This window comes from Burkholderia sp. PvR073 (assembly GCF_054055695.1).
Window position 1 is genome coordinate 158,952 of sequence record NZ_JBSRXO010000008.1, and the last position, 21,828, is coordinate 180,779.

Below are 21,828 nucleotides of genomic sequence, written 5' to 3' on the forward strand. Positions count from 1 at the left end.
CAGCAGTCTCCGAGGGCGTGCATGCGCCCTGCTTTCTTGTGAGATGGGAAGTCGGCTCCGGAAACCGCGGCGCAATGCCGCCGCCGTTCACGGGCCGTCAGGAAAACGGCGGGACGTCCGCCCGGACGCCCCGCCGCCGTGACCCGCTCAGTCCTGCAGCGCGTCCCACATTTCCTTGTCGCGCTGCGCGGTCCAGATGCGCGGATGCGTGATGCCGCTCGCCTCGTCGAACGCGCGCGACACGTCGAACGGCAGACAGTGCTCGTAGATGAACACGTTGCCGAACTTCGGATCCATCGCTTCGCGCGTGAGCGCCATCGACGCCTTCAGGTCGAGCTTGCGCTCGACGGCCTTGCGGCCCTGCGCGAGCAGCGTCGTCACGAAGTCCTTCGTATAGTCGAGGCCCTTGTTCACGTCGGCCGGATTCAGCAGCGCGGGGCCGCGGCCCGGCACGAGCTTGTCCGCGCCGAACGCGCGCAGCGCCTCGAGCGTGGCCGGCCACTGTTCGAGCTGCGCGTCGCCGCAATAGCAGGCCGCGTCGTATTCGACCAGGTCGCCGGAGAACAGCACCTTCTGCGACGGCAGCCAGACGATCGTGTCGCCCTTCGTATGACCCGAGCCCACGTGCATGATCTTCACTTCGAGCTTGCCGAGGAACAGCGTGATCTCGCGCTCGAACACGAGCGTCGGCCAGGTCAGGCCCGGCACCGTCTCGACGCCCGCGAACAGGCGCGGGAAGCGCTCGATCTCCGACTTCATGTCGGCCTCGCCGCGCTCGACGATCATTTCATAGGTGCCGCGGCTCGCGATCACGTGCTGCGCGCCTTCGGCGAAATACGCGGACGCGCCGAGCACGCGCACCGCGTGGTAATGCGACAGCACGACGTGCTTGATCGGCTTGTCGGTCACGCTGCGGATCTTCGCGATCAGGTCCTGCGCCATCGCGGGCGTCGCGGTCGTATCGACGATCAGCACGCTGTCGTCGCCGATGATCACGCCCGAGTTCGGGTCGCCTTCGGCGGTATAGGCGTACGCGTTCTCGGACAACTGCGTCCAGGTGATCTTCTTCACTTCCAGATCGGCTTGGGAGGCGAATGCTTTGGCCATATTGCGTTCCGTGGCTGCGAGCCATGTGTTGAGGGGAGTGAGTGGATCTTCGACCTGCACCGATTATTTGTCAATGACAAAGTCGCTTGCTATTGTCCAATACGGGTAAACCTGCGGGCTGGCGCGTCAAATGGCGTCGGATACCATGCGGGGTTTCGTCAACGGAAGAATCATCGCGTGCAGAACCACGAAGTCAGCGCAGACGACGCGCCGCCCAAGGCGCAGCGCGGGATCCAGAGCGTCGAGGTCGGCGGCCGGCTGCTCGACGCGCTCGCGCGCCGGCGCAAGCCGCTCGGGCTGTCGGAGCTGGCAGCCGCGGCCGGGTTGTCGACCGCGCAGGCGCATACCTATCTCGTCAGCCTGACGCGGCTCGCGCTCGTGAAACGCGACGCGCTCACCGGCAACTACGAGCCGGGGCCGCTGTCGCTGCGGCTCGGCCTGATGTCAATCGAACGCCAGCCGGCCTATCGCGCGGCGCTGCCGCACGCGGCGCGGCTCGCGGAAGCGGTCGGACTGAGCGTCGCGCTGTCGGTGCCGGGCGTGCTCGGGCCGACGATCGTGCGCATCGAGCACGGCGGCTATCCGTTGCATGTGAACCTGCACGTCGGGTCGGTGATGTCGCTCGATACGACGGCGACCGGCCACGTGTTCCGCGCGTTCGGCGACCCCGCACTGCTGGACGCGATGGCGGCCAGCCAGGCCGGCGCCGGCGACACGCTCGCGGGCGCGGAAGGCGAGCAGCCCACGTCCGATGTCGGCGCGTGGCACGCCGAGCTCGATGCGATCCGCGCGCGCGGGATCGAGCGCGGCGTGGACCGGCCGAGCCCCGGCGTCAGCGCGATGTGCGTGCCGGTGCTGGACGCGAACGGCCGCCTGCAACTCGCGTTGACGGTGATCGGGTCGACCGGATCGATCGATGTCGGCTGGGACGGCCCGATCGCGACCGCGTTGCGCGATGCGGCGCGGCAGGCCACCGCGTCACTCGATGCGGGGCGCGACGCGCAGCCGAGCGCGTCGGCCGCGGCTCCGTCCGTCCAGCGCCTTCCGCCCGCGCTCGCCGACGACACGAAAGCACAGCGCGGCATCAATGCGCTCGACAGCACGGGCGACCTGCTGCTCGCGCTCGTCTCGGCGGGCCGTGCGTTGCCGCTGCGCGATCTCGCGGCGGCGGCCGGCATGCCAGCCGCGAAGGCGTTTCCGCATCTGGTGAGCCTGCAGAAGATCGGCCTGCTGAGCCGCGACGATGCCGGCTGCTTCGGCGGCGGCCCGCTCGGCCAGGCGCTCGGCCTGATCGCGATGCAGCGCGTGTCGCCGACGCGCGATGCCGAAGCGGAGATCGTCGCGCTGGCGGCCGCGACCGACATGAGCGTCGCCGCGGCGACCCTCGGGCCGCTCGGGCCGACCGTGATCCGCCTCGAGGAATCGGCGCGGCCGCAGCACGTGAGCCTGCAGGTCGGCACGGTGATGTCGCTCGTGAATACCGCGATCGGGCGGATCTTCGCGGCCGGCATGTCAGACGACGTGCTGGCCGGCCTCCTGGCCGACGAGCCGGTGCGCCTCGCAGGCCGCGCGATGGAGGTCGACGACGCGTTCCGCGCGCGGCTCGCGGCGATCCGCACGGACGAACTCGATTTCGCGTTCGACGCGCCGGTGCCGGGGATCGGGACGATCGCCGCACCCGTGTTCGATCACACCGGCAGCATCCGGCTCGTGATCGCGATCATCGGCTCGTCGCGCGGCTTCCCGCGCGGGCCGGACAGCGCGCTCGCACATACGCTGCTCGCCGCGACGCGCCGCCTGTCGTGGCGATTCGGGTGGATCGGCGAGTCATCGTCGCCCTGACGTCCCTTCCTGTTCCTCATTGCGAGGCCTTGCTCGCCGCGGCCTCGTCACGTCTGTCCACTGTGTAACGACGATGACGGACGCGGCTCATGTTGCAAAGCAGCAACACAAATTGTCAGTAATTCTCATATAACGAAATCGCATTTCACAAAGCGGCGACGCTCCTCTATGATTAGGGTTATCCCTAACTCACCACCTATACGGGGCTTCGTCATGCAAACGTCTAACATCTCCGATCGTTCCACCCAATCCGCTGGCTGGCTCGCACGTATTGGCGAACTGCTTGCAGAAGCATGGGCACTGCACCTCGAGAACTGCGAAGTCATCGCTCAAGCGCACGCACGCCTGCCGCGCTGAACGCAGCGACTGGCCGCCGGCCGGCGGCATGATGTCCGACTGATCCGCTTGCCGGGACGCGCGCCGAAAGGCCGCCGCGTCCGGCATCGGTGTCCCGACGGATATCGTAAAAAGGGCCGAATGGCCCCATATGAGTGATGCGCTCACGCGATGTGGGCGCTGGGATGCGGGTGCCAGTGGCAGTGCCAGTACCGAGTGTCTCGGCACGGAAGATTCATCCGTTTTCCCGCCCTGCTCGAATTTCCCGCCCGCATCCGACTCCGGGCCGCGCGCATTGGCCGCGACAGCCCGATTACCGCCCTTCCTCAACGCAACCGCGACCTCATCGTCACGATGACGCGCGGCCACGTCTTCGCCGTCGTCACACCTGAATCGACGGCACGTCCTTCATGCACCGCAGCGCGAACATCGAGCGGCTGTGGCGAATGCTCGAAATCCGGTACAGCTTCTCGCGCAGGAAGCGCTCGTAGCCGGCCGTCCCGTCCACCGCGACCTTGATCCAGTAGTCGTATTCGCCCGACACCAGGTAGGCCTCGAGCACTTCGGGCAACGCCGCGAGTTCGGCGCCGAAACGCGCGAGCGCGTCGTCTTCGTGGCGATCGAGCGTGACTTCGAGGATCACGATGTCCGCATAGCCGAGCATGCGCTGGTTGACCAGCGCGACGTAGCCGTCGATGTAGCCGTCGAGTTCGAGCTGCCGCGTGCGGTTCCAGCACGCGGTGGTCGACATGCCGATTTGTTCGGCCAGTTCGGCGTTCGACAGACGCGCGTTTTTTTGCAGTGCACCGAGGATCTTGCGGTCCTGGTTGTCGAGGGTTTTCGGCGTGCGTTCGCGGGTAGCCATGGCGAGAAGAATCTTCTACTTGAAATCCGCATTCTAGCTGAACAGGATTCCGGTTTCGGCTCGGTTTTGCTGGAAAACAGGAAGCCTTTTAACCGGCCGGCTTGATACATTTTCTCCATGCCTGTTGTCCGGCACGCTCCCCGCGACAACCCCTTCGCAGCGGGACGCCTGGCCGCAATCACGAGTTGCGGCGCCGGACACGCAGGCATGCGATTGCCCGCCACCCGCGCGCCTATCCGGCTGCCGGGCCGGCGCCCGACTCCCTGTTCCCGTCCTTCCCGTCATGTCGTTCAGGCTTTATCTGTCGTTCCTCGCTGCATCCGCCGTCCTCATCTATGCCCCCGGCCCCGTCAACCTCCTCACGATGAACCAGGCGCTGCGCGCCGGCTGGCGCCGTGCGCTGCCATGCGTGTGGGGCGGCACGCTCGCCGTGCTGCTGCAACTCGCGCTTACCGCGCTATGCCTGAATTCGCTCGTCCATCTCGACGAGCACGCGCTGACCGTGCTGCGCTGGGCCGGCGCCGCGTACCTCGTGTGGCTCGGCTGCAAGCAATGGCTCAGCCGTGCGCCGGCAACCGCGTCCGCCGCACCCGCCGCATCGGCGCAAACCGGCATCGCCGTACCCGACGCCGACACCGGCCGCGCACTGTTCTGGCGCGGCGTCGCCACCTCCGGCCTGAACCCGAAGACGCTGCTGTTCTTCCCGTCGTTCTTTCCGCAGTTCATCGTCCCGAACGCCGACTGGAGCCTGAACGCGCAATTCCTGCTGCTCGCGACGACCTTCGCGGTGCTGTTCGCCGGCGGGGTCGCGTCGATGGCGCTGTTCTCGCACCGGCTGAGCCGGGCGCTGCGGCGGCCGGCACGGATGCGCGCGATGAACCGCGTGACGGGCGGGCTGCTGGTCGGAATGGGCGCGATCATGGTCGGCTGGAACTGAGCGGCCGCGCGCGGCTGCCGTGTCACCCGTCGCGCTTCCCCCCTCGAAAAGGCAGCCGATCGCCGAATGCTTTAGGGTAGCGGCTTGTTCGTCGGACCTGCCCGGCTCGCCCGGGCGATTGCATGAAGCACGTCACTACCCGCCTGCGGCGCCTGTTCGCGCCGATTGGCCTGCACTGGTATCTCGCTCTCCTCCTCACGCTCGATGCACTGATGGTGCTGCGCCCCGTCGTCGCGCATGCGCAGCTCGGCGCGCATCATGCGTGGCTCACCGATGCGCTGAACCTCGTCGACAACGCCGGCCTCGTCGTGCTGCCGCAGGTCGTCGTCGCGGCCGGCCTCGCGACGATGGCCATCGGCATCGTGCTGCGCGCCCGCGTCGCGTGGGTGCTGTCGATCCTGCTGCTGGTCGCGGCCGCCGCGATCAGCATCCTCGGCGGCTATCGCAGCAACGCCGTCATCGTGTATACGGCCGTGCTCGCCGTCGCGCTGATCTACTACTGGCGCCATTTCGACCGTGCGAGCGTCGCCGCGAGCAGCCTGTTCGCGCTGCTCAGCATCGTGTCGCTGCTGATCTACGCGACCTTCGGCGTGCTGTATCTCGGCGACGAATTCACGCCGCCGGTCCACGACCTCGCCACCGCCGTCTACTTCTCGATCGTCTCGATGTCGACGGTCGGCTACGGCGACATCGTGCCGCACGCGCCCACCGCGCGCCTTTTTACCGCGTCGGTGATCGTGCTCGGCATCACGGTGTTCGCGACGTCGATCAGCGCGGTCGTCGGGCCCGTGATCGGCGGCAATCTGAAACGAATCGTCCAGGGAGGCATTTCGAACGTGATCCGCAAGCATCATTTCCTGATCGTCGGCGCGACACCCGTCGCGCATGCGGTGCACGACGGGCTGCGCAAGCGCGGCTACGCGGTGACCGTCATCGTGCCCACCGGGGTCGAGCACAACTATGCGGGCACGACCGACCTGATCGTCGGCGACGCCACGGACCACGCGGTGCTGGAAAGCGCCGGCGCGGCGACGGCCCGCGCGGTGCTCGCGCTGCGCTCCGACGATGCCGAGAACGCGTTCATCATTCTCGCGATCCGCGAGATCGCGCCGACGGTGCGCACCGTCGCGCTCGTGAACCAGCAGCGCAACCTCGAGCGGCTGCGCCTGCTGAAGCCGGACATGGTGTTCTCGCCGCAGCAGCTCGCGGGCGAACTGCTCGCCAGCACGCTCAACGACGAACCGGTCGACAAGTCGATGATCTCGCACCTGCTGTTCGGCACCGCCGACGCCGCATGACCGGTGCCGGCCGATCGCTCCACACCCCTCGGCCGGTACAATCGCGCGATGTCCGAACTGCTCACCTACGGCGGCCTGTTCGCCGTGTCGATGGTCGCCGCGACCCTGTTGCCACTCCAGTCCGAAGCCGTGCTTGCCGGCCTGCTGCTCGCCGGGCGCGAGCCGGTGTGGGCGCTGCTGCTCGTCGCGAGCGTCGGCAACGTCGCGGGCTCGGTGATCAACTGGGCGCTCGGCCGCGGCATCGAGCACTTCCGCGACCGCCGCTGGTTTCCGATCAAGCCGGCCGCGCTCGCGCGCGCCGAACGCTGGTACGCGCGCTACGGCCGCTGGTCATTGCTGCTGAGCTGGGCGCCGGTGATCGGCGATCCGCTGACGATGATCGCCGGCGTGCTGCGCGAGCCGCTGCCGGGCTTCCTCGCGATCGTGACGATCGCGAAGGTCGCGCGGTATCTGGTGATTGCATGGCTCGTCGTGCATTGAAGCGCGCGATGCATTTTGTGTGCATCTTGCCAGCCGGCAACCGATTTGCCGTTTACCGATAAACGGCATAAAATGTGACCATGATCCAGTCGTTCAAATGCAAAGACACTCGGCAGTTGTTCGAAACCGGACGTTGCCGACAATTCGCCAATATCGCCGATGTGGCCATGCGTCGACTCACGCAGCTTGACAACGCGGAGACGCTGGATGCAATGAAGTCCCCGCCCGGCAACCGATTTGAGGCATTAAAAGGTGACCGCATTGGCCAGTACAGCATCCGAATCAACGGTCAATGGCGTGTGTGCTTTACATGGGGCGATGACGGACCAGCCGATGTTGAAATCGCCGACTATCACTGAATGGAGCTTGACATGACCCGGTTCAAAAACGGTATGCGCCCGGTCCATCCGGGCGAAATTCTTCGTGAGGACTACCTCATCCCACTCGACATGAGCGCGAACGCGCTGGCAGGCGCACTTGGCGTCACGGCCGGCCGCATCAACGATATCGTCCGTGAGCGGCGCGGCATCACGGCCGATACGGCGCTGCGCCTTGCCCGCTACTTTGGCGGCGATCCGCAGACGTGGCTGAACCTGCAAGCCACGTATGATCTGAAAATCGCCGAGCGCGACCACGGTCGCGAGATCCAGAAGCGCATCGAGCCTCGAGAATTCGCCCACGCCTGACACGACGAAGCACGAAGCCGCACCGCATTCCTGACAACCGGCCACCCGTCGCCCGCCTGTGGGCGATCGGGTCGCCGGCAATCTCGCCGCCGCGCGCCTGCACGCACCGATTACTTACTTCTTGTCCCCCGCCAGGTCGATCGCCTTGTCCGATCCGACTGCGTTGCGCAGCTGGAATTTCTGGATCTTGCCGGTCGACGTCTTCGGCAGCTCGCCGAAGCGCACGGCCTTCGGCACCTTGAACCCCGCGAGCAGCTGCTTGCAGTGCGCGATGATCTCCTCCTCGGTCGCGCTCGCGCCGTCGCGCAGCTCGACGAACGCACACGGCACCTCGCCCCACTTCGGGTCGGGCATCGCCACCACCGCCGCGACCGCGACGGCCGGATGCCGGTACAGCGCATCCTCGACCTCGATGCTCGAGATGTTCTCGCCGCCGGAAATGATGATGTCCTTGCGGCGATCCTTGATGCGGATATAGCCGTCCGGCGTCAGCACGCCGAGATCGCCCGTATGGAACCAGCCGCCGTGGAACGCCTCGTCGGTGGCCTTCGGATTCTTCAGGTAGCCCTTCATGCAGATGTTGCCGCGGAACATGATCTCGCCGAGCGTCTCGCCGTCGGCCGGCACCGGCGCCATCGTGTCCGGGTCGAGCACCGTCGCGCCCGCTTCCAGGTGATAGCGCACGCCCTGCCGCGCGTTCAGGCGCGCGCGTTCGTCGTCGGGCAGTGCGTCCCAGTGCGCCTGCTTCGCGCACACGGTCGCCGGGCCGTAGACCTCGGTCAGCCCGTACACGTGCAGCAGGTCGAAGCCGATCTCCTTCATCTTCGCGATCACGGCCGGCGCGGGCGCCGCGCCGGCGACCATCGCGTGCACCGTGTGATCGATGCCCGCGCGGAACTCGGCCGGCGCGTTCGCGATCGCGCTCTGCACGATCGGCGCACCGCAGTAATGCGTGATGCGTTCGCTGCGGATCAGGTCGAACACCGTCTTCGCGTCGAACTTGCGCAGGCAGACGTTGACGCCCGCACGCGCTGCGACGGCCCACGGAAAGCACCAGCCGTTGCAGTGGAACATCGGCAGCGTCCACAGATACACCGCATGCTTCGGCATGTCCCATTCGAGGATGTTGCTGATCGCCGCGAGATGCGCGCCGCGATGGTGATAGACGACGCCCTTCGGGTCGCCCGTCGTGCCGGACGTGTAGTTCAGCGCGATCGCATCCCATTCGTCGGCGGGCGGCGTCCACGCGTAGTCGGGGTCGCCGCCCGCGACGAACGCTTCGTAGTCGGTCGCGCCCGCGAAACGCGCGGGGTCGGCCGGCATCGCATCGGCGACGCTGACGATCTTCAGGCCCGGCACTTCGCGCGCCGCCCGGTGCGCGAGATCCGCGTATTCGGTGTCGACGATCAGCACCTTCGCTTCGCCGTGACGCAGCATGAACAGCACCGACGAGATGTCGAGCCGCGTGTTGATCGTATTGAGCACGGCGCCGGCCATCGGCACGCCGAAGTGCGCCTCCACCATCGCCGGGATGTTCGGCAGCACCGCCGCGACCGTGTCGCCGCGCGCGACGCCGGCCTGTGCAAGCGCGCTTGCGAGCTGCTTGGCCCGCGTATGGGTCTCGCCCCACGTGCGCCGCACGTCGCCGTGCACGATCGCGAGGCGCTCGCCGTAGACTTCGGCCGCGCGGACCAGAAAATCGATCGGCGTGAGCGGCACATAGTTGGCGTCGCGGCGGCCGAGTCCGGCCTCGAACATCTGCGTCATGATCCTGTCTCCCGTTTTCCGTCGATCGGCGCATGCGTCGACGCCGCGGCGCACGCTTCGATCTCGTATCCAGCCGGAGTGCATGCACCCCGATTCGTTTTGATGTGGTTCAATTGCCGACAGCCTAACGGGCGCTATTGTGAGCCGTCTGTCATCGAAACGACAGAGTGCGCCTCGAGCGCTGCGCGTTATCCCTATCCTCGCAAACCCGCATCCATGCACGACCCTCTCGTTGCGCCGCCCGACGCGACCGCTATCTCGGCCCACCCGTCGGCCAATCCGCCGGCCGACACGCCGCTCGAACCCGGCCCATTGCCCGCGCTTCCCGCGCTGTCCGCGCTGTTCGGCCAGTGCGCGTGGTTCCGCGCACTGGCGCCGGAACACCAGGCGCTCGTGCTCGCGCAGTCGCGCGCCGAGCAGCGCGAGGCCGGCGACGTGATCGCGCAGCGGCTCGCGCCGTCCGAGTACTGGATCGGCGTGCATCGCGGGTTGCTGAAGCTCGCGATCTTCAACGCGTCGGGCCGTGGCTGCACGTTTTCGGGCGTGCCGTCGGGCGGCTGGTTCGGCGAAGGCAGCGTGATCAAGCGCGAGCTGCGCAAGTACGAAGTCGTCGCGGTCCAGCGCTCGACCGTGCTGTTCGTGCCGGTCGACACGTTCCATGCACTGCTCGACACGAGCCTGCCGTTCACGCGTTTCGTGATCCATCAGCTCAACAACCGGATGGGCGAATTCATCGCATCGATCCAGAATAGCCGGCTGCTCGACGTCGACGCGCGCGTCGCACAGGCGCTCGCGCAGCTGTTCAACCGCGACCTGTACCCGGACACCGGCCCGTCGCTCGCGATCTCGCAGGAGGAACTGGGGATGCTCGTCGGCGTGTCGCGGCAGCGGATCAACCAGGCGCTGCAGCAACTCGAGAAGCGCGGCGTGCTGCGGCTCGCGTACAACCAGATCGAGGTCGTCGATCTGGCCGCGCTCGCGCGGGTCGGGATGGAACAGATCTGAGCGAGCCCGATGAACGGAATCGTCGCCGCTGCGGCATGCGCATCCGGTTCGGCAGCCGTTTCCGGGCACTGGCGTCCACGCGCATTTCATCCGATGAATCGGCTCGTCAGCGCCGCGCCGCAACCTGACACCTTCGCCAGTTTCGCGTCAGTAACCCGTTCAGCCCCGACGCCTATCATTCGGATTCCCTCCACCGACGCCTGATCACCGCCTGTCCCGCCGCCTCCATGTGGATCGTCAATCTCGCGCTCAGGCGCCCCTACACGTTCATCGTGATGGCCGTCATGATCGTGCTGGCCACCCCGCTTGCGCTGATGCGCACGCCTGTCGACGTGTTGCCGGCGGTCAACATCCCCGTCATCAGCGTGATCTGGAATTACAACGGCTTCTCGGCGTCGGAGATGACCAATCGCATCACGGCCGTGCATGAGCGGATCCTGACGACGACCGTCAACAACATCGAGCACATCGAGTCGACGTCGCTGCCCGGCATCGCGGTCGTGAAGGTGTTCCTGCAACCCGGCGCGAACGTGCAGACGGCCATCGCGCAGACAGTCTCGTCCGCGCAGGCGATCGTCCGCCAGATGCCGCAGGGCGCGACGCCGCCGCTCGTGATCACGTATTCCGCATCGAGCATCCCGGTGATCCAGCTCGGGCTGTCGAGCAAGACGCTCAGCGAGCAGTCGCTCGCCGACATCGCGCTCAACTTCCTGCGCCCGCAACTGATCACGGTGCGCGGCGCGCAGATTCCGTTCCCGTACGGCGGCCGCACACGCGTGGTCGCCATCGACCTCGATCCGCAGGCGCTGCTCGCGAAGGGCCTCACGCCGGCCGACATCGTCAACGCGGTCAACACGCAGAACCTCGTGCTGCCGACCGGCACCGCGAAGATGGGCCAGAGCGAATACCGGATCGACACGAACGCGTCGGCCGACACGATCGCCGACATCAACGACCTGCCGATCCAGACCGTCAACGGCGCGACGACCTACCTGCGCGAAGTCGCATCGGTGCGCGACGGCTTCGCGCCGCAGACCAACGTCGTGCGCCAGAACGGCCAGCGCGGCGTGCTGATGTCGATCCTGAAGACGGGCGATGCGTCGACGCTGAAGGTCGTGTCGGATCTGAAGGCACTGCTGCCGAAGGTGATCCCGACGCTGCCCGAAGGGCTCACGATCACGCCGCTGTTCGACCAGTCGGTGTTCGTCAACGCCGCGGTGCAGGGCGTGATCCACGAGGCACTGATCGCCGCCGTGCTGACCGCGATGATGATCCTGCTGTTCCTCGGCAACTGGCGCAGCACGCTGATCATCGCGATCTCGATCCCGCTGTCGATCTTCACGTCGCTGATCGCGCTGTCGGCGCTCGGCGAGACCATCAACATCATGACGCTCGGCGGCCTCGCGCTCGCGGTGGGGATCCTGGTCGACGACGCGACGGTCACGATCGAGAACATCGAGCGGCACCTGCATCTCGGTACGCGCCGGGCCGCCCCAAGCGTGCCGAGCGGCCCCCTCGGGGGGCAGCAACCGCAGGAAGCGTGGGGGTCGTCGTTCAGTACCAGCCTGCACGACGCGATTCTCGAAGGCGCGGGCGAGATCGCCGTGCCCGCGTTCGTGTCAACGCTGTGCATCTGCATCGTGTTCGTGCCGATGTTCTTCCTGACGGGCGTCGCGCGCTTCCTGTTCGTGCCGCTCGCCGAGGCGGTGGTGTTCGCGATGCTCGCGTCCTACGTGCTGTCGCGCACGCTCGTGCCGACGCTCGCGATGCTGCTGTTCCGCCCGCAGCAGGCCGGCACCGGCCCCGATCAATCGACGTCGCGCTTCGCGCGCATCCATCACGCGTTCAACGGTGCGTTCGAGCGGCTGCGCGCGTGGTACATCGTGCTGCTCAGCATGCTGCTGGTGCGCCGCCGCTTCTACGCGATGTGCTTCCTCGGTTTCTGCGTGCTGTCGACCGGCCTCGTGTTCGTGCTCGGCCGCGACTTCTTTCCGAACGCCGATTCCGGCAACATCCGGCTGCACCTGCGCGCGCCGACCGGCTACCGGATCGAGGAAACCGCACGCCTCACCGACCAGGTCGAGCGCGTGATCCGCGAAGCCGTGCCGCCCGACGAGCTGGGTGCGATCGTCGACAATCTCGGGCTGCCGGTGAGCGGCATCAACCTGTCGTACAGCAACAGCGGCACGATCGGCTCGCTCGACGGCGAACTGCTGATCGCGCTGAAGCCCGGCCATCGCGCGACCGCGCACTACGTGCAGACGCTGCGCACGCTGCTGCCGCGGCGCTTCCCCGGCGTCGAATTCTTCTTCCAGCCGTCGGACATCATCACGCAGATCCTGAACTTCGGTCAGCCGGCCGCGATCGACGTGCAGGTGCTCGGCAACGATCTCGCGAGTAACATGACTATCGCGAGCAGCCTGATGAAGAAGATCCGGCGAATCCCCGGCGCCGTCGACGTGCACGTGCTGCAGCGCAACGACGAACCGACCCTGGTGGCCGACATGGACCGTACGCGCATGCAGCAGCTCAGCCTCTCCGCGCAGAACGTCGCGCAAAACATGCTGATCTCGCTGTCCGGCAGTTCCCAGACGACGCCGTCGTTCTGGATCAATCCGCGAACGGGCGTCCAGTACCCGCTGCAGATCCAGACCCCGCAATACAACATCTCGTCGATCGACGACCTCCTCGGCACGCCGATTTCCGCGAGCGGCCGCACCGGCATGCCGCCGCAACTGCTCGGCAACCTCGTGCGGATCCGTCCTGTCGCGAGTCCGGCCGTGGTCACGCACTACAACATCCGTCCGGCGATCGACCTGTACGTGAGCGTCGAGGGCCGCGATCTCGGCTCGGTCGCGGGCGAGATCGACCGGATCGTGTCCGACGCGCGCGCGACGCTGCCGCGCGGCACCGAGCTGTCGGTGCGCGGCCAGGTCGAGACGATGCGCACGTCGTATCTCGGCCTCGGCGCCGGCGTCGCGATGGCGATCGTGCTCGTCTACCTGCTGATCGTCGTGAATTTCCAGTCGTGGCTCGACCCGCTGATCATCATCAGCGCGATGCCGGCCGCGCTTGCCGGCATCGCGTGGATGCTGTTCATCACCGGCACGCACCTGAGCGTGCCCGCGCTGACCGGCGCGATCATGACGGTGGGTGTCGCGACCGCGAACAGCATCCTGGTCGTGTCGTTCGCGCGCCAGCGCCTCGCGGCCGGTGCGCCGCCGCTCACGGCCGCGCTGGAGGCCGGCGCGACGCGGATCCGCCCGGTGCTGATGACGGCGCTCGCGATGATCATCGGGATGGTGCCGATGGCGCTCGGGCTCGGCGAAGGCGCCGAGCAGAACGCGCCGCTCGGCCGCGCGGTGATCGGCGGGCTACTGTTCGCCACCGTTTCGACGCTGCTGTTCGTGCCGCTCGTGTTCGGCGGCGTGCATGCGCGGCTGGCCCGGCGGCGCGCGCGCCAGGCCGGACACTGACTTTCGCCCACCCTCTACCCGGTTGGATTGGTTGAATTCATGGAAGAGAAACATCACAGCTCCGTCGGCATCCAGGTGGACGAACACGGCATGCACCTGCCGACGCGCACGTCGGTGTCGCGGCGCGCGCGGGTCGTGCTGATCGTGATCGGCGTGCTGCTGGCCGCGGGCGCCGCGCGCACGATCGTCGTCAACGTGTTGAACCGCGGCCGGCTCGACGCGGTGGCCGAGCAGAACACGCGCCAGTACGTGAGCATCGTGCATCCGGTCGATGCGGCCAGCGGCGGCAAGCTGACGCTGCCCGGCACGCTGCGCGGCTTCGTCGAGGCGCCGATCTATGCGCGTGCGAGCGGCTACGTGCTGCGCTGGCAGGCCGACATCGGCGCGCACGTGAAGCAGGGCCAGCTGCTTGCCGAGCTCGACACGCCCGAGCTGAACCAGGAGCTCGCGCAGGCCACCGCGCAGCGCCAGCAGGCGCAGGCCGCGCTCGCGCTCGCGAAGACGTCGTTCGACCGCGCGCAGCAGCTGCGTCAGCGCGATGCGGTGTCGCAGCAGGAACTCGACGATCGCCAGGGCGCGTTCAACCAGGGCACCGCGAACCTCGCGGCGGCCGACGCGAACATGCGCCGGCTCACCGAACTGAAGGGCTTCCAGCGCATCGTCGCGCCGATCGACGGTGTCGTCACGCAGCGCAACGTCGACGTCGGCGACCTCGTCAATTCCGGCAACGCGGGCCGCTCGCTGTTCACGGTCGTGCAGGCCGACCGGCTGCGCCTGTACGTGCAGGTGCCGCAGGCCTACGCGCAGCAGGTGAAGGTCGGCCAGCACGTGGGGGTCGCGCAGGCCGAACTGCCCGGCAAGACCTTCGACGGCACGGTCACGCGCACGTCCCAGGCGATCGATGTCGCGACGCGTTCGCTGCAGATCGAGATCACGCTGCCGAACCCGGACGGCCGGCTGCTGCCCGGCGCGTACGTGCAGGCAACGCTGCCGATGACGCCGGTCGGCCGCCTGCAGATTCCGGCCAATACGCTGCTGTTCCGTGCCGAGGGGCCGACGGTCGCGACCGTCGACGCGAACGGCCAGGTGCGCCTGAAGGCGGTGACGGTCGTGCGCACGATCGGGCAGACGCTCGAAGTCGACGGCCCGCTCACGCCGAACGACCGCCTCGTCGCGAACCCGAGCGACGCGCTCGCGAACGGCGACCCGGTCGTCGTGCAGGCGCCGCCGGTCGCGAAGCCGGCCTCCGCGGGCGCGGGAGCGAAGTCGTGAGCGCGATGCGCGCCCGCCTGCGCCCGACGGCCGCCGTGACCGCCGTGACCGCTGTCGCGCTCGCGGCGCTCGCCGGTTGCACGGTCGGCCCCGACTACCGACGCCCTGCCGTCGAGACGCCGGCCGCGTGGCGGCTCGACCCGGCCGACGCGTACTGGCACCCGGCCGCGCCGGCCCGGGCGCCGCTCGATCCGGCGTGGTGGGCCGCGTTCGGCGACGCGCAGCTCGACGCGCTGGAAGCCGACGCGCTGCGCAACAACCAGAGCCTGAAGGTCGTCGCCGCGCGCTACGACCAGGCGAAGGCCACGCTCGCGTCGGTCGCGTCCGCGCAGTATCCGGCCGTCGGGCTGAACGCGAGCGGCCAGCGCTTCAAGATCTCCGCCGATCGGCCGCAGACCAATTACGCGACGAAAAGCATGTCGACGGTGCAGAACGAGATCCAGGTCGGCGCGAGCGTCAGCTACGAACTCGACCTGTTCGGCCGCGTGCGGCGCAGCGTCGAATCCGCGCAGGCCGGCTCCGAGCAGGCGCGCGACGATTTCGCGAACGCGCGCCTCGTGCTGAGCGCCGACCTCGCGTCGAGCTACTTCGCACTGCGCGAGCTCGACACCGAGATCGACGTCGTCAAGCGCTCCATCGACCTGCAGCAGAAGGCGCTCGACTACGTGAGCGCGCGCCACGAGCTCGGCGCTGTGTCCGGCCTCGACCTGCTGCAGCAACGCTCGCAGCTCGATGCGACGCGCACGCAGGCGCAGTTGCTGATCCAGCAGCGCGCGCAGGTCGAGACGGCGATCGCCACGCTGGTCGGCACGCCGGCCCCGGCGTTCTCGCTGCCGCCGCGCGTGGTGCCGATCAACGCACCCGCGCTGCCGACCGGGATGCCGAGCGACCTGCTGCAGCGGCGGCCCGACGTCGCGTCGGCCGAGCGCGCGATGGCCGCCGCGAACGCGCAGATCGGCGTCGCGCGCGCCGCGTACTTCCCGCGCATCGCGCTGTCGCCGGACATCGGCTGGGACGCGACGCGCTTCTCCGGCCTGTTTACCGTGCCGGCGCTGCTGTGGTCGCTCGGCGCGTCGGTCAGCCAGCCGCTGTTCCAAGGCGGCAAGCTGAAGGCCGGCGTCGATTTCGCGCAGGCCGGCTACGTGGCCGCGCAGGCCAGTTACCGGCAGACCGTGCTTACCGCGTTCCAGGAGGTGCAGAATGCGGTGACGGGCCTGTCGGTGCTGGCGCAGGCCGCGCAGCAGGCGTCGGCGGCCGTCGACGACGCGCGCAAGCTCGTGTCGCTCGCGCAGGACCGCTATACGGGCGGCCTGACGCCGTTCATCGACGTGCTGACGGCCCAGCAGCAGCTACTGACGAGCGAGCGCCAGGCCGTGCAGATCCAGGGCCAGCGCGCGGCACTCGTCGTGTTTCTCGCGAAGGCGCTCGGCGGCGGCTGGGACGCCGGCGCGACGCCCACCGATGTCGCGACAGCCAGCCCGCAGCCCGCCGCGGGCGTCGGCCCCTAACCTCCGGATAGGCGAATGAATCCATGAAAGTCCTGATCGTCGAAGACGAACCGAAAGTCGTCGAATACCTGAAGAGCGGCCTGACCGAGGAAGGCTGGGTCGTCGACACCGCGCTCGACGGCGAGGACGGCGCGTGGAAGGCCATCGAATTCGACTACGACGTGGTCGTGCTCGACGTGATGCTGCCGAAACTCGACGGCTTCGGCGTGCTGCGTGCGTTGCGCGCGCAGAAGCAGACGCCCGTGATCATGCTGACCGCGCGCGACCGCGTCGACGACCGCGTACGCGGGCTGCGCGGCGGCGCCGACGACTACCTGACCAAGCCCTTCTCGTTCCTCGAGCTGATCGAGCGGCTGCGCGCGCTCACGCGCCGCGCACGCGTGCAGGAATCGACGCTGATCTCGATCGGCGACCTGCGCGTCGACCTGATCGGCCGCCGTGCGACCCGCGACGGCACGCGCCTCGACCTCACCGCGCAGGAATTCCAGCTGCTCGGCGTGCTCGCGCGGCGCAGCGGCGAGGTGCTGTCGAAAACGACGATCGCCGAGCTCGTGTGGGACGTGAACTTCGACAGCAACGCGAACGTCGTCGAGACGGCGATCAAGCGCCTGCGCGCGAAGCTCGACGGCCCGTTCGCGGAGAAACTGCTGCACACGATCCGCGGCATGGGCTATGTGCTCGAGGCGCGCGAGGAAGGCGACGCGGAGCGGCACGCATGAAACGCTCGATCACCCTGCGGCTGTCGGCGATGTTCGGCATTGTGTCGCTGCTCGTGTTCACGCTGGTCGGCTGCGGGCTGTTCGTGATGATGGAGCGCCAGCTGTTCGCCGAGCTGCGCGCGACGATCGATACGCGCGCGAAGGTCGCGCAGATGATCGTGTCGCACGCGACCACGGCCGCGCGCGGCCGCCTGATGCAGGAAAAGCTCGCCGATCTCGAACCGCCCGACGGATCGACGCGCTACCAGATCGAGAGCCCCGACGCCGACTTCCGCTTCGGCCATCCGGTCAACGGCGTGCCCGTCGGCGAGCCGTTCGGTGCGTTCCAGCAGTACGCGCTCAACGACAGCAGCTACGACGTGATGACGAAGACCGTCGCGCTCGCCGGCAGCGGCGAGCGGCCGGACCTGAAGCTGATCGTCGCGACGTCGTGCGAGCGCACGCAGCGAATGCTGCGCCGGTTTGCGTGGACGCTCGCCGCGCTGATCGCGACGGCCACCGTCATCACGCTGCTGCTGAGCCGCGCGGTCGCGCGCTTCGGGCTCGCACCGCTCGAACGGCTATCGCAGGACGCCGCGGCCATCAGTGCCACCAATCGCCGCCAGCGGCTGCACACCGACGCACTGCCGACCGAGCTGCGCGATCTCGCCGCGTCGTTCAACGGCGCGCTCGAACGCATCCAGCAAACCTATGCGCGGCTCGAGGCGTTCAATGCGGACGTCGCGCACGAGCTGCGCACGCCGATCAGCATCCTGATCGGCCAGACCCAGGTCGCGCTGACGAGCCGCGACCGTTCGGTCGACCGGATGCGCCAGACGCTGCAGTCGAACCTCGAAGAGTTCGAACGGTTGCGCGTGATCATCAACGACATGCTGTTCCTGTCGCGCAGCGATCGCGGCGAACGCGCGACCGACCTGAAGCACGTGTCGCTCGCCGACGAAGTGCGGCGCATGCTCGACTTTCTGGAAATTCCGCTCGATGAAGCGCAATTGCGCGCCGAACTGCACGGCGATGCGCGCGCGGCGGTCGACCCTTCGCTGTTCCGCCGCGCGATGACGAACCTGCTGATCAACGCGATCCAGCATTCGGCGCCCGGCGCGACGCTGAACGTGACGATCACGCGCCGCGACACGCTCGTCGACGTATCGGTCGCGAACCCCGGCGAGCCGATCGATCCCGCTCAGCGCTCGCACGTGTTCGAGCGCTTCTACCGGCTCGAGGAAGCGCGCGCGAACAGCAAGGAGAACCACGGGCTGGGGCTGTCGATCGTCAAGGCGGTCGCGGAGATGCACGGCGGCAGCGTGTTCGTCGCGTGTTCGGACGGCATCAATACGTTCGGCTTCTCGGTGTCGACGCAACCATGCAGCGGCGACCCGCTGCCCGCGCCCGATGCCGGCGACCCGCACGCGCTGCGGCCGGCGCCCGCCCCCCGCGCCTTGCATTGACGGCGGCTGCGCCGCCGAGGGCAGTTTTCTTCAATACGGACCCGCATGGCTTCGTTAGTCTCGATGCGACTTTGACATTCGCATGGAGGCAACTGATGAGCATGCTGGTTTCGATGGCCGCGTTCGCGCTGGCGTCGTCGATCACACCCGGTCCCGTCAATATCGTCGCGCTCAGCGCGGGCGCGCGCCACGGTCTCGGCGCAAGCCTGCGCTATGCGGCCGGCGCGACGCTTGGCTTCGTCGCGCTGTTCCTGCTGATCGGCCTCGGGCTGCACGCGGCGCTCGCGCGCTGGCCGATGCTGACCACCGCCACCCAGTGGGCGGGGATCGCGTTCCTGCTTTACCTCGCGCTGCGGCTCGCGCTCGACGACGGCCGGTTATCGGCCGACCCGGCCGACCCGGACGCACCGAACGTCGCCGGCCCGTCGGCCGCGGCCGGTGCGGCGATGCAGTGGCTCAATCCGAAGGCGTGGCTCGCGTGCGTGGCCGCGATGGGCGCGTATGCGGCCGACGGCGACCGCGCGCAGGTCTGGCAATTCGCGGCGCTGTATCTGGTGATCTGCTTTGGGTCGATCGCGTGCTGGGCGTATGCAGGCGCGTCGCTGCGGCATCGGCTTGCGAATGCGCGGCGGATGCGGCTGTTCAACCGCGCGATGGCACTGCTGCTCGCGGGCAGCGCGCTTTATCTGCTCGATATCTAGCGCGGGCGCTTCGACGTGTTTTTGCGGCGGATGGAGTGCGGATGACCGATGTTGCAGGCCGTCGCCGGCAGCGGGCCGCCCTTCCCGCGCTCAGCTCGCGGCGCTTCGATATTGCCCTGGCGTGGCGGCCGCGATGCGCCGGAACGCGCGCTGGAAGTGCGCCTGGTCCGCGAAGCCCGCATCGAGCGCGACGTCGGCGATCGGCCGGCCGCGGCGCAACTCCGCGCGGCCGTACTGCACGCGGCGGTCGATCAGGAACGCATGCGGCGTCATGCCGTAACGCGCGTTGAACGCGCGGATCAGGTAGGACGGCGACAGGTCCGCGGCCGCGCAGATCGCATCGAGCGTGACGGCCTGACGGCAATGCGCGGCGATGTAGTCGGCCGCCCGCGCGAGCTTCGCATTGTCGGCCCCGCGCCGCGCGTCGTCGGGCAGCTCGCGATCGAGCGCGCCGTGCAGCCCGGTGAAGAATTCGACCGCCGCGCTTTCCTTGCCGAGCGGATCGACGCCGGGCGCCACGAGCGTGCGGTAAAAGCGGCCGAACTGCGCGAACAGGTCGCGCCGTTCCGTCAATTTCGGCGAAAACCCGTGAAAATCGCCGTTCGGATCGCGCCCGAGCGAATGCTGCAGACGCGCGAGCCACGGCACGTCCACGTAGACCATCCGGTACGCCCATGCGTCGGGGCCGTACGGATTACACGCATGCACCTGCTCCGGATCGATGATCACGAGCACGCCGCGCCCGACGTGTTCCTTCGTCGCGCCGTTCAGATAGGTGCTCGTGCCGCCAACGATCGCGCCGAGCGAAAACGTGTCGTGCGTGTGCTTCGCGTAGCAGATCGTCCGCCCGTCGTCGACGGTGCGCGCCTCGATGAACGGCAGCGCGGCGTCGCGCCAGAACGGCGACGGCACGGCGAGGGTGTTGGCGGAACGGCTCACGCGACGGGCTCCCGGATCGGACGGCGAACGCACACCGTACAAGACTGCGCGGCGCGATGCAACCGCGCCCTGACGCATCGCGGCCGGATCGCCTAAGCTTTGAGTTCCGACCGCCGCGGCGGACGCGGCGGGTTCCGTTCCCTCTTCCAACCACTTCCAACCGGTACGCTCATGCACATCGATCTGACAGGCAAGACCGCGGTCGTCACCGCTTCCACAGCCGGCATCGGGCTGGCGATCGCCGAAGGGCTCGCGCACGCGGGCGCACGTGTCGTCGTCAACGGACGCAGCGACGGGTCGGTCGAGTCCGCGCTCGCGCTGTTGCGCAGCGCGGTGCCCGACGCGGACATCGACGGCGTCGCCGCCGACCTGTCCGACGCGGCCGGCGTCGCGCGCATCACGCAGCACACGCCGGAGGCCGACATCCTCGTCAACAACGCGGGCATCTACGGGCTGAAGGGTTTCTTCGACATCGACGACGACGAATGGACCCACTACTTCCAGATGAACGTGATGTCCGGCGTGCGTCTCGCACGGCACTATCTGAAGGGCATGCTCGAGCGCAACGCGGGCCGCATCGTGTTCATTTCGTCGGAATCGGGCCTGAACATCCCGGTCGACATGATTCACTACGGGTTCACGAAGACCGCGCAGCTGGCGATCGCGCGCGGCCTCGCGAAGGTCGCGGCCGGTACCAGCGTGACCGTCAATTCGGTGTTGCCGGGGCCGACGATGTCGGAAGGCGTGCGCGCCATGCTGAAAGCGACGGCCGACGAAACGGGCCGCAGCATCGACGAAGTCGCGGTGGATTTCGTGCGCAGCCAGCGCGCGAGCTCGATCATTCAGCGGCCGGCGACGACGGCGGAAGTCGCGAACCTCGTCGTGTACGTATGCTCGCCGCAGGCGTCGGCGACGACGGGCGCGGCGTTGCGCGTCGATGGCGGCGTGGTCGACACGATTGCTTGATGGCCGCCGCTAGCCTGATGACGGTCGCGGCGGGCACAGCAGGCGCCCCGCCGCGCTATCTGGAAACGGTCTTGCCCGGCTGGAGCGTGCCCTTGCGGTCGGCGTCCATGCAGGTATCGAAGCCGTATTGCGTGACGACACCGGCCTTGTCGAACACGACGAAGTAAGGCCGGTGATCGTTGCCGTGCTCGATGAAGTAGTTGTAGCAGACGCCGCTGCCGTTGCGGACCATCCACACGCTGCGCGGGTTGCCGCCCGCGCGGACGACGTCGGCGCGCGTCGCGCCGTGTCGCGACGCGGCCCTCGCCAGCGGCGTGCGCGAATACGAGAACGGCAGCCACGGGTCGAACCACGCGCAGCCGTGCAGCATCAGGCAACTGGCGGCCAGCGACAGCGTCGCGGCGGGACGGTACATCGGAATCAATCGCATGCTTGGAGAAATCTGCTGCGCCATGCCGGCGTGATCGAAAGCCCCATGC

The 21,828-nt window shown here is 68.1% G+C and carries 19 protein-coding genes; 14 read left to right on the forward strand and 5 right to left on the reverse strand.

Annotated features, from left to right (window positions below; genetic code table 11):
- Nucleotides 1-147 precede the first annotated feature (147 nt).
- On the reverse strand, nucleotides 148-1,107 hold the full coding sequence (locus ACVK00_RS23235) for an MBL fold metallo-hydrolase (RefSeq protein ID WP_284894030.1): 960 nt from the start codon (nucleotides 1,105-1,107) through the stop codon (nucleotides 148-150).
- A gap of 177 nt (nucleotides 1,108-1,284) precedes the next feature.
- Here ACVK00_RS23235 and ACVK00_RS23240 point away from each other — a divergent pair, with 177 nt between their 5' ends.
- On the forward strand, nucleotides 1,285-2,949 hold the full coding sequence (locus ACVK00_RS23240) for an IclR family transcriptional regulator (protein WP_284894029.1): 1,665 nt from the start codon (nucleotides 1,285-1,287) through the stop codon (nucleotides 2,947-2,949).
- 718 nt (nucleotides 2,950-3,667) lie between these two features.
- Here the strand turns inward: ACVK00_RS23240 and ACVK00_RS23245 are convergent.
- Complete coding sequence (locus ACVK00_RS23245) at nucleotides 3,668-4,150, reverse strand: Lrp/AsnC family transcriptional regulator (RefSeq protein ID WP_006755380.1); 483 nt, start codon at nucleotides 4,148-4,150, stop codon at nucleotides 3,668-3,670.
- Nucleotides 4,151-4,433: 283 nt separating this feature from the next.
- On the opposite strand from ACVK00_RS23245, the gene ACVK00_RS23250 reads away from it, so the two are divergent.
- The 5 genes from ACVK00_RS23250 (at nucleotide 4,434) to ACVK00_RS23270 (ending at nucleotide 7,551) form a co-directional block, all read left to right on the forward strand.
- Nucleotides 4,434-5,087, forward strand: coding sequence for a LysE family translocator (locus ACVK00_RS23250; RefSeq protein WP_354123093.1), 654 nt, complete (start codon nucleotides 4,434-4,436; stop codon nucleotides 5,085-5,087).
- A gap of 122 nt (nucleotides 5,088-5,209) precedes the next feature.
- Nucleotides 5,210-6,385, forward strand: coding sequence for a voltage-gated potassium channel protein (gene kch, locus ACVK00_RS23255; RefSeq protein ID WP_284894027.1), 1,176 nt, complete (start codon nucleotides 5,210-5,212; stop codon nucleotides 6,383-6,385).
- Nucleotides 6,386-6,433: 48 nt separating this feature from the next.
- Entirely contained in the window at nucleotides 6,434-6,865 is a 432-nt protein-coding gene (locus ACVK00_RS23260; RefSeq protein WP_175676948.1) for a YqaA family protein, read from the forward strand.
- A gap of 80 nt (nucleotides 6,866-6,945) precedes the next feature.
- A complete protein-coding gene (locus tag ACVK00_RS23265) occupies nucleotides 6,946-7,224 on the forward strand; it encodes a type II toxin-antitoxin system RelE/ParE family toxin (protein ID WP_284894061.1) in 279 nt (92 codons plus the stop codon).
- A 12-nt stretch (nucleotides 7,225-7,236) separates the two neighbouring features.
- On the forward strand, nucleotides 7,237-7,551 hold the full coding sequence (locus ACVK00_RS23270) for a HigA family addiction module antitoxin (RefSeq protein ID WP_057930197.1): 315 nt from the start codon (nucleotides 7,237-7,239) through the stop codon (nucleotides 7,549-7,551).
- A 114-nt stretch (nucleotides 7,552-7,665) separates the two neighbouring features.
- Here the strand turns inward: ACVK00_RS23270 and ACVK00_RS23275 are convergent, their stop codons facing one another.
- Nucleotides 7,666-9,318 (reverse strand): acyl-CoA synthetase, encoded by a 1,653-nt coding sequence (locus tag ACVK00_RS23275; protein WP_284894026.1) that lies wholly within the window; start codon nucleotides 9,316-9,318, stop codon nucleotides 7,666-7,668.
- 216 nt (nucleotides 9,319-9,534) lie between these two features.
- Between ACVK00_RS23275 and ACVK00_RS23280 the strand changes: the two genes are divergently transcribed.
- From ACVK00_RS23280 to ACVK00_RS23310, 7 genes are all read left to right on the forward strand, one after another.
- Nucleotides 9,535-10,323 (forward strand): Crp/Fnr family transcriptional regulator, encoded by a 789-nt coding sequence (locus ACVK00_RS23280; protein WP_228909832.1) that lies wholly within the window; start codon nucleotides 9,535-9,537, stop codon nucleotides 10,321-10,323.
- Nucleotides 10,324-10,550: 227 nt separating this feature from the next.
- Complete coding sequence (locus ACVK00_RS23285; protein ID WP_284894025.1) at nucleotides 10,551-13,799, forward strand: efflux RND transporter permease subunit; 3,249 nt, start codon at nucleotides 10,551-10,553, stop codon at nucleotides 13,797-13,799.
- A 39-nt stretch (nucleotides 13,800-13,838) separates the two neighbouring features.
- Nucleotides 13,839-15,071 (forward strand): efflux RND transporter periplasmic adaptor subunit, encoded by a 1,233-nt coding sequence (locus tag ACVK00_RS23290; RefSeq protein ID WP_284894024.1) that lies wholly within the window; start codon nucleotides 13,839-13,841, stop codon nucleotides 15,069-15,071.
- A 5-nt stretch (nucleotides 15,072-15,076) separates the two neighbouring features.
- On the forward strand, nucleotides 15,077-16,579 hold the full coding sequence (locus ACVK00_RS23295) for an efflux transporter outer membrane subunit (protein WP_284894060.1): 1,503 nt from the start codon (nucleotides 15,077-15,079) through the stop codon (nucleotides 16,577-16,579).
- Between the two features lie 23 nt (nucleotides 16,580-16,602).
- Nucleotides 16,603-17,298 (forward strand): heavy metal response regulator transcription factor, encoded by a 696-nt coding sequence (locus ACVK00_RS23300; RefSeq protein ID WP_006755759.1) that lies wholly within the window; start codon nucleotides 16,603-16,605, stop codon nucleotides 17,296-17,298.
- A complete protein-coding gene (locus tag ACVK00_RS23305) occupies nucleotides 17,295-18,743 on the forward strand; it encodes a heavy metal sensor histidine kinase (RefSeq protein ID WP_228909829.1) in 1,449 nt (482 codons plus the stop codon). Before ACVK00_RS23300 ends, ACVK00_RS23305 begins: the two co-directional genes overlap by 4 nt.
- Before the next feature lie 95 nt (nucleotides 18,744-18,838).
- Nucleotides 18,839-19,444: a LysE family translocator gene (locus ACVK00_RS23310; protein WP_228909828.1), complete on the forward strand. Its 606-nt coding sequence runs from the start codon at nucleotides 18,839-18,841 to the stop codon at nucleotides 19,442-19,444.
- 90 nt (nucleotides 19,445-19,534) lie between these two features.
- On the opposite strand, the gene ACVK00_RS23315 is transcribed toward ACVK00_RS23310, so the two are convergent.
- Nucleotides 19,535-20,383: an AraC family transcriptional regulator gene (locus ACVK00_RS23315; RefSeq protein WP_228909827.1), complete on the reverse strand. Its 849-nt coding sequence runs from the start codon at nucleotides 20,381-20,383 to the stop codon at nucleotides 19,535-19,537.
- Nucleotides 20,384-20,554: 171 nt separating this feature from the next.
- Here ACVK00_RS23315 and ACVK00_RS23320 point away from each other — a divergent pair, with 171 nt between their 5' ends.
- The gene (locus ACVK00_RS23320) at nucleotides 20,555-21,349 is read left to right on the forward strand and encodes an SDR family NAD(P)-dependent oxidoreductase (RefSeq protein ID WP_228909826.1); all 795 of its coding nucleotides are present in this window, start codon (nucleotides 20,555-20,557) and stop codon (nucleotides 21,347-21,349) included.
- Between the two features lie 55 nt (nucleotides 21,350-21,404).
- On the opposite strand, the gene ACVK00_RS23325 is transcribed toward ACVK00_RS23320, so the two are convergent.
- Nucleotides 21,405-21,779: a hypothetical protein gene (locus tag ACVK00_RS23325; RefSeq protein ID WP_228909825.1), complete on the reverse strand. Its 375-nt coding sequence runs from the start codon at nucleotides 21,777-21,779 to the stop codon at nucleotides 21,405-21,407.
- Between the last annotated feature and the right edge of the window lie 49 nt (nucleotides 21,780-21,828).

Coding starts and splice junctions, on each gene's coding strand:
- ACVK00_RS23295 (WP_284894060.1), top strand. CDS start 15,077: ATGCGCGCCCGCCTGCGCCCGACGGCCGCCGTGACCGCCGTGACCGCT.
- ACVK00_RS23245 (WP_006755380.1), bottom strand. CDS start 4,150: ATGGCTACCCGCGAACGCACGCCGAAAACCCTCGACAACCAGGACCGC.
- ACVK00_RS23250 (WP_354123093.1), top strand. CDS start 4,434: ATGTCGTTCAGGCTTTATCTGTCGTTCCTCGCTGCATCCGCCGTCCTC.
- ACVK00_RS23285 (WP_284894025.1), top strand. CDS start 10,551: ATGTGGATCGTCAATCTCGCGCTCAGGCGCCCCTACACGTTCATCGTG.
- ACVK00_RS23235 (WP_284894030.1), bottom strand. CDS start 1,107: ATGGCCAAAGCATTCGCCTCCCAAGCCGATCTGGAAGTGAAGAAGATC.
- ACVK00_RS23290 (WP_284894024.1), top strand. CDS start 13,839: ATGGAAGAGAAACATCACAGCTCCGTCGGCATCCAGGTGGACGAACAC.
- ACVK00_RS23305 (WP_228909829.1), top strand. CDS start 17,295: ATGAAACGCTCGATCACCCTGCGGCTGTCGGCGATGTTCGGCATTGTG.
- ACVK00_RS23310 (WP_228909828.1), top strand. CDS start 18,839: ATGAGCATGCTGGTTTCGATGGCCGCGTTCGCGCTGGCGTCGTCGATC.
- kch (WP_284894027.1), top strand. CDS start 5,210: ATGAAGCACGTCACTACCCGCCTGCGGCGCCTGTTCGCGCCGATTGGC.
- ACVK00_RS23300 (WP_006755759.1), top strand. CDS start 16,603: ATGAAAGTCCTGATCGTCGAAGACGAACCGAAAGTCGTCGAATACCTG.
- ACVK00_RS23325 (WP_228909825.1), bottom strand. CDS start 21,779: ATGCGATTGATTCCGATGTACCGTCCCGCCGCGACGCTGTCGCTGGCC.
- ACVK00_RS23275 (WP_284894026.1), bottom strand. CDS start 9,318: ATGACGCAGATGTTCGAGGCCGGACTCGGCCGCCGCGACGCCAACTAT.
- ACVK00_RS23260 (WP_175676948.1), top strand. CDS start 6,434: ATGTCCGAACTGCTCACCTACGGCGGCCTGTTCGCCGTGTCGATGGTC.
- ACVK00_RS23320 (WP_228909826.1), top strand. CDS start 20,555: ATGCACATCGATCTGACAGGCAAGACCGCGGTCGTCACCGCTTCCACA.
- ACVK00_RS23280 (WP_228909832.1), top strand. CDS start 9,535: ATGCACGACCCTCTCGTTGCGCCGCCCGACGCGACCGCTATCTCGGCC.
- ACVK00_RS23265 (WP_284894061.1), top strand. CDS start 6,946: ATGATCCAGTCGTTCAAATGCAAAGACACTCGGCAGTTGTTCGAAACC.
- ACVK00_RS23270 (WP_057930197.1), top strand. CDS start 7,237: ATGACCCGGTTCAAAAACGGTATGCGCCCGGTCCATCCGGGCGAAATT.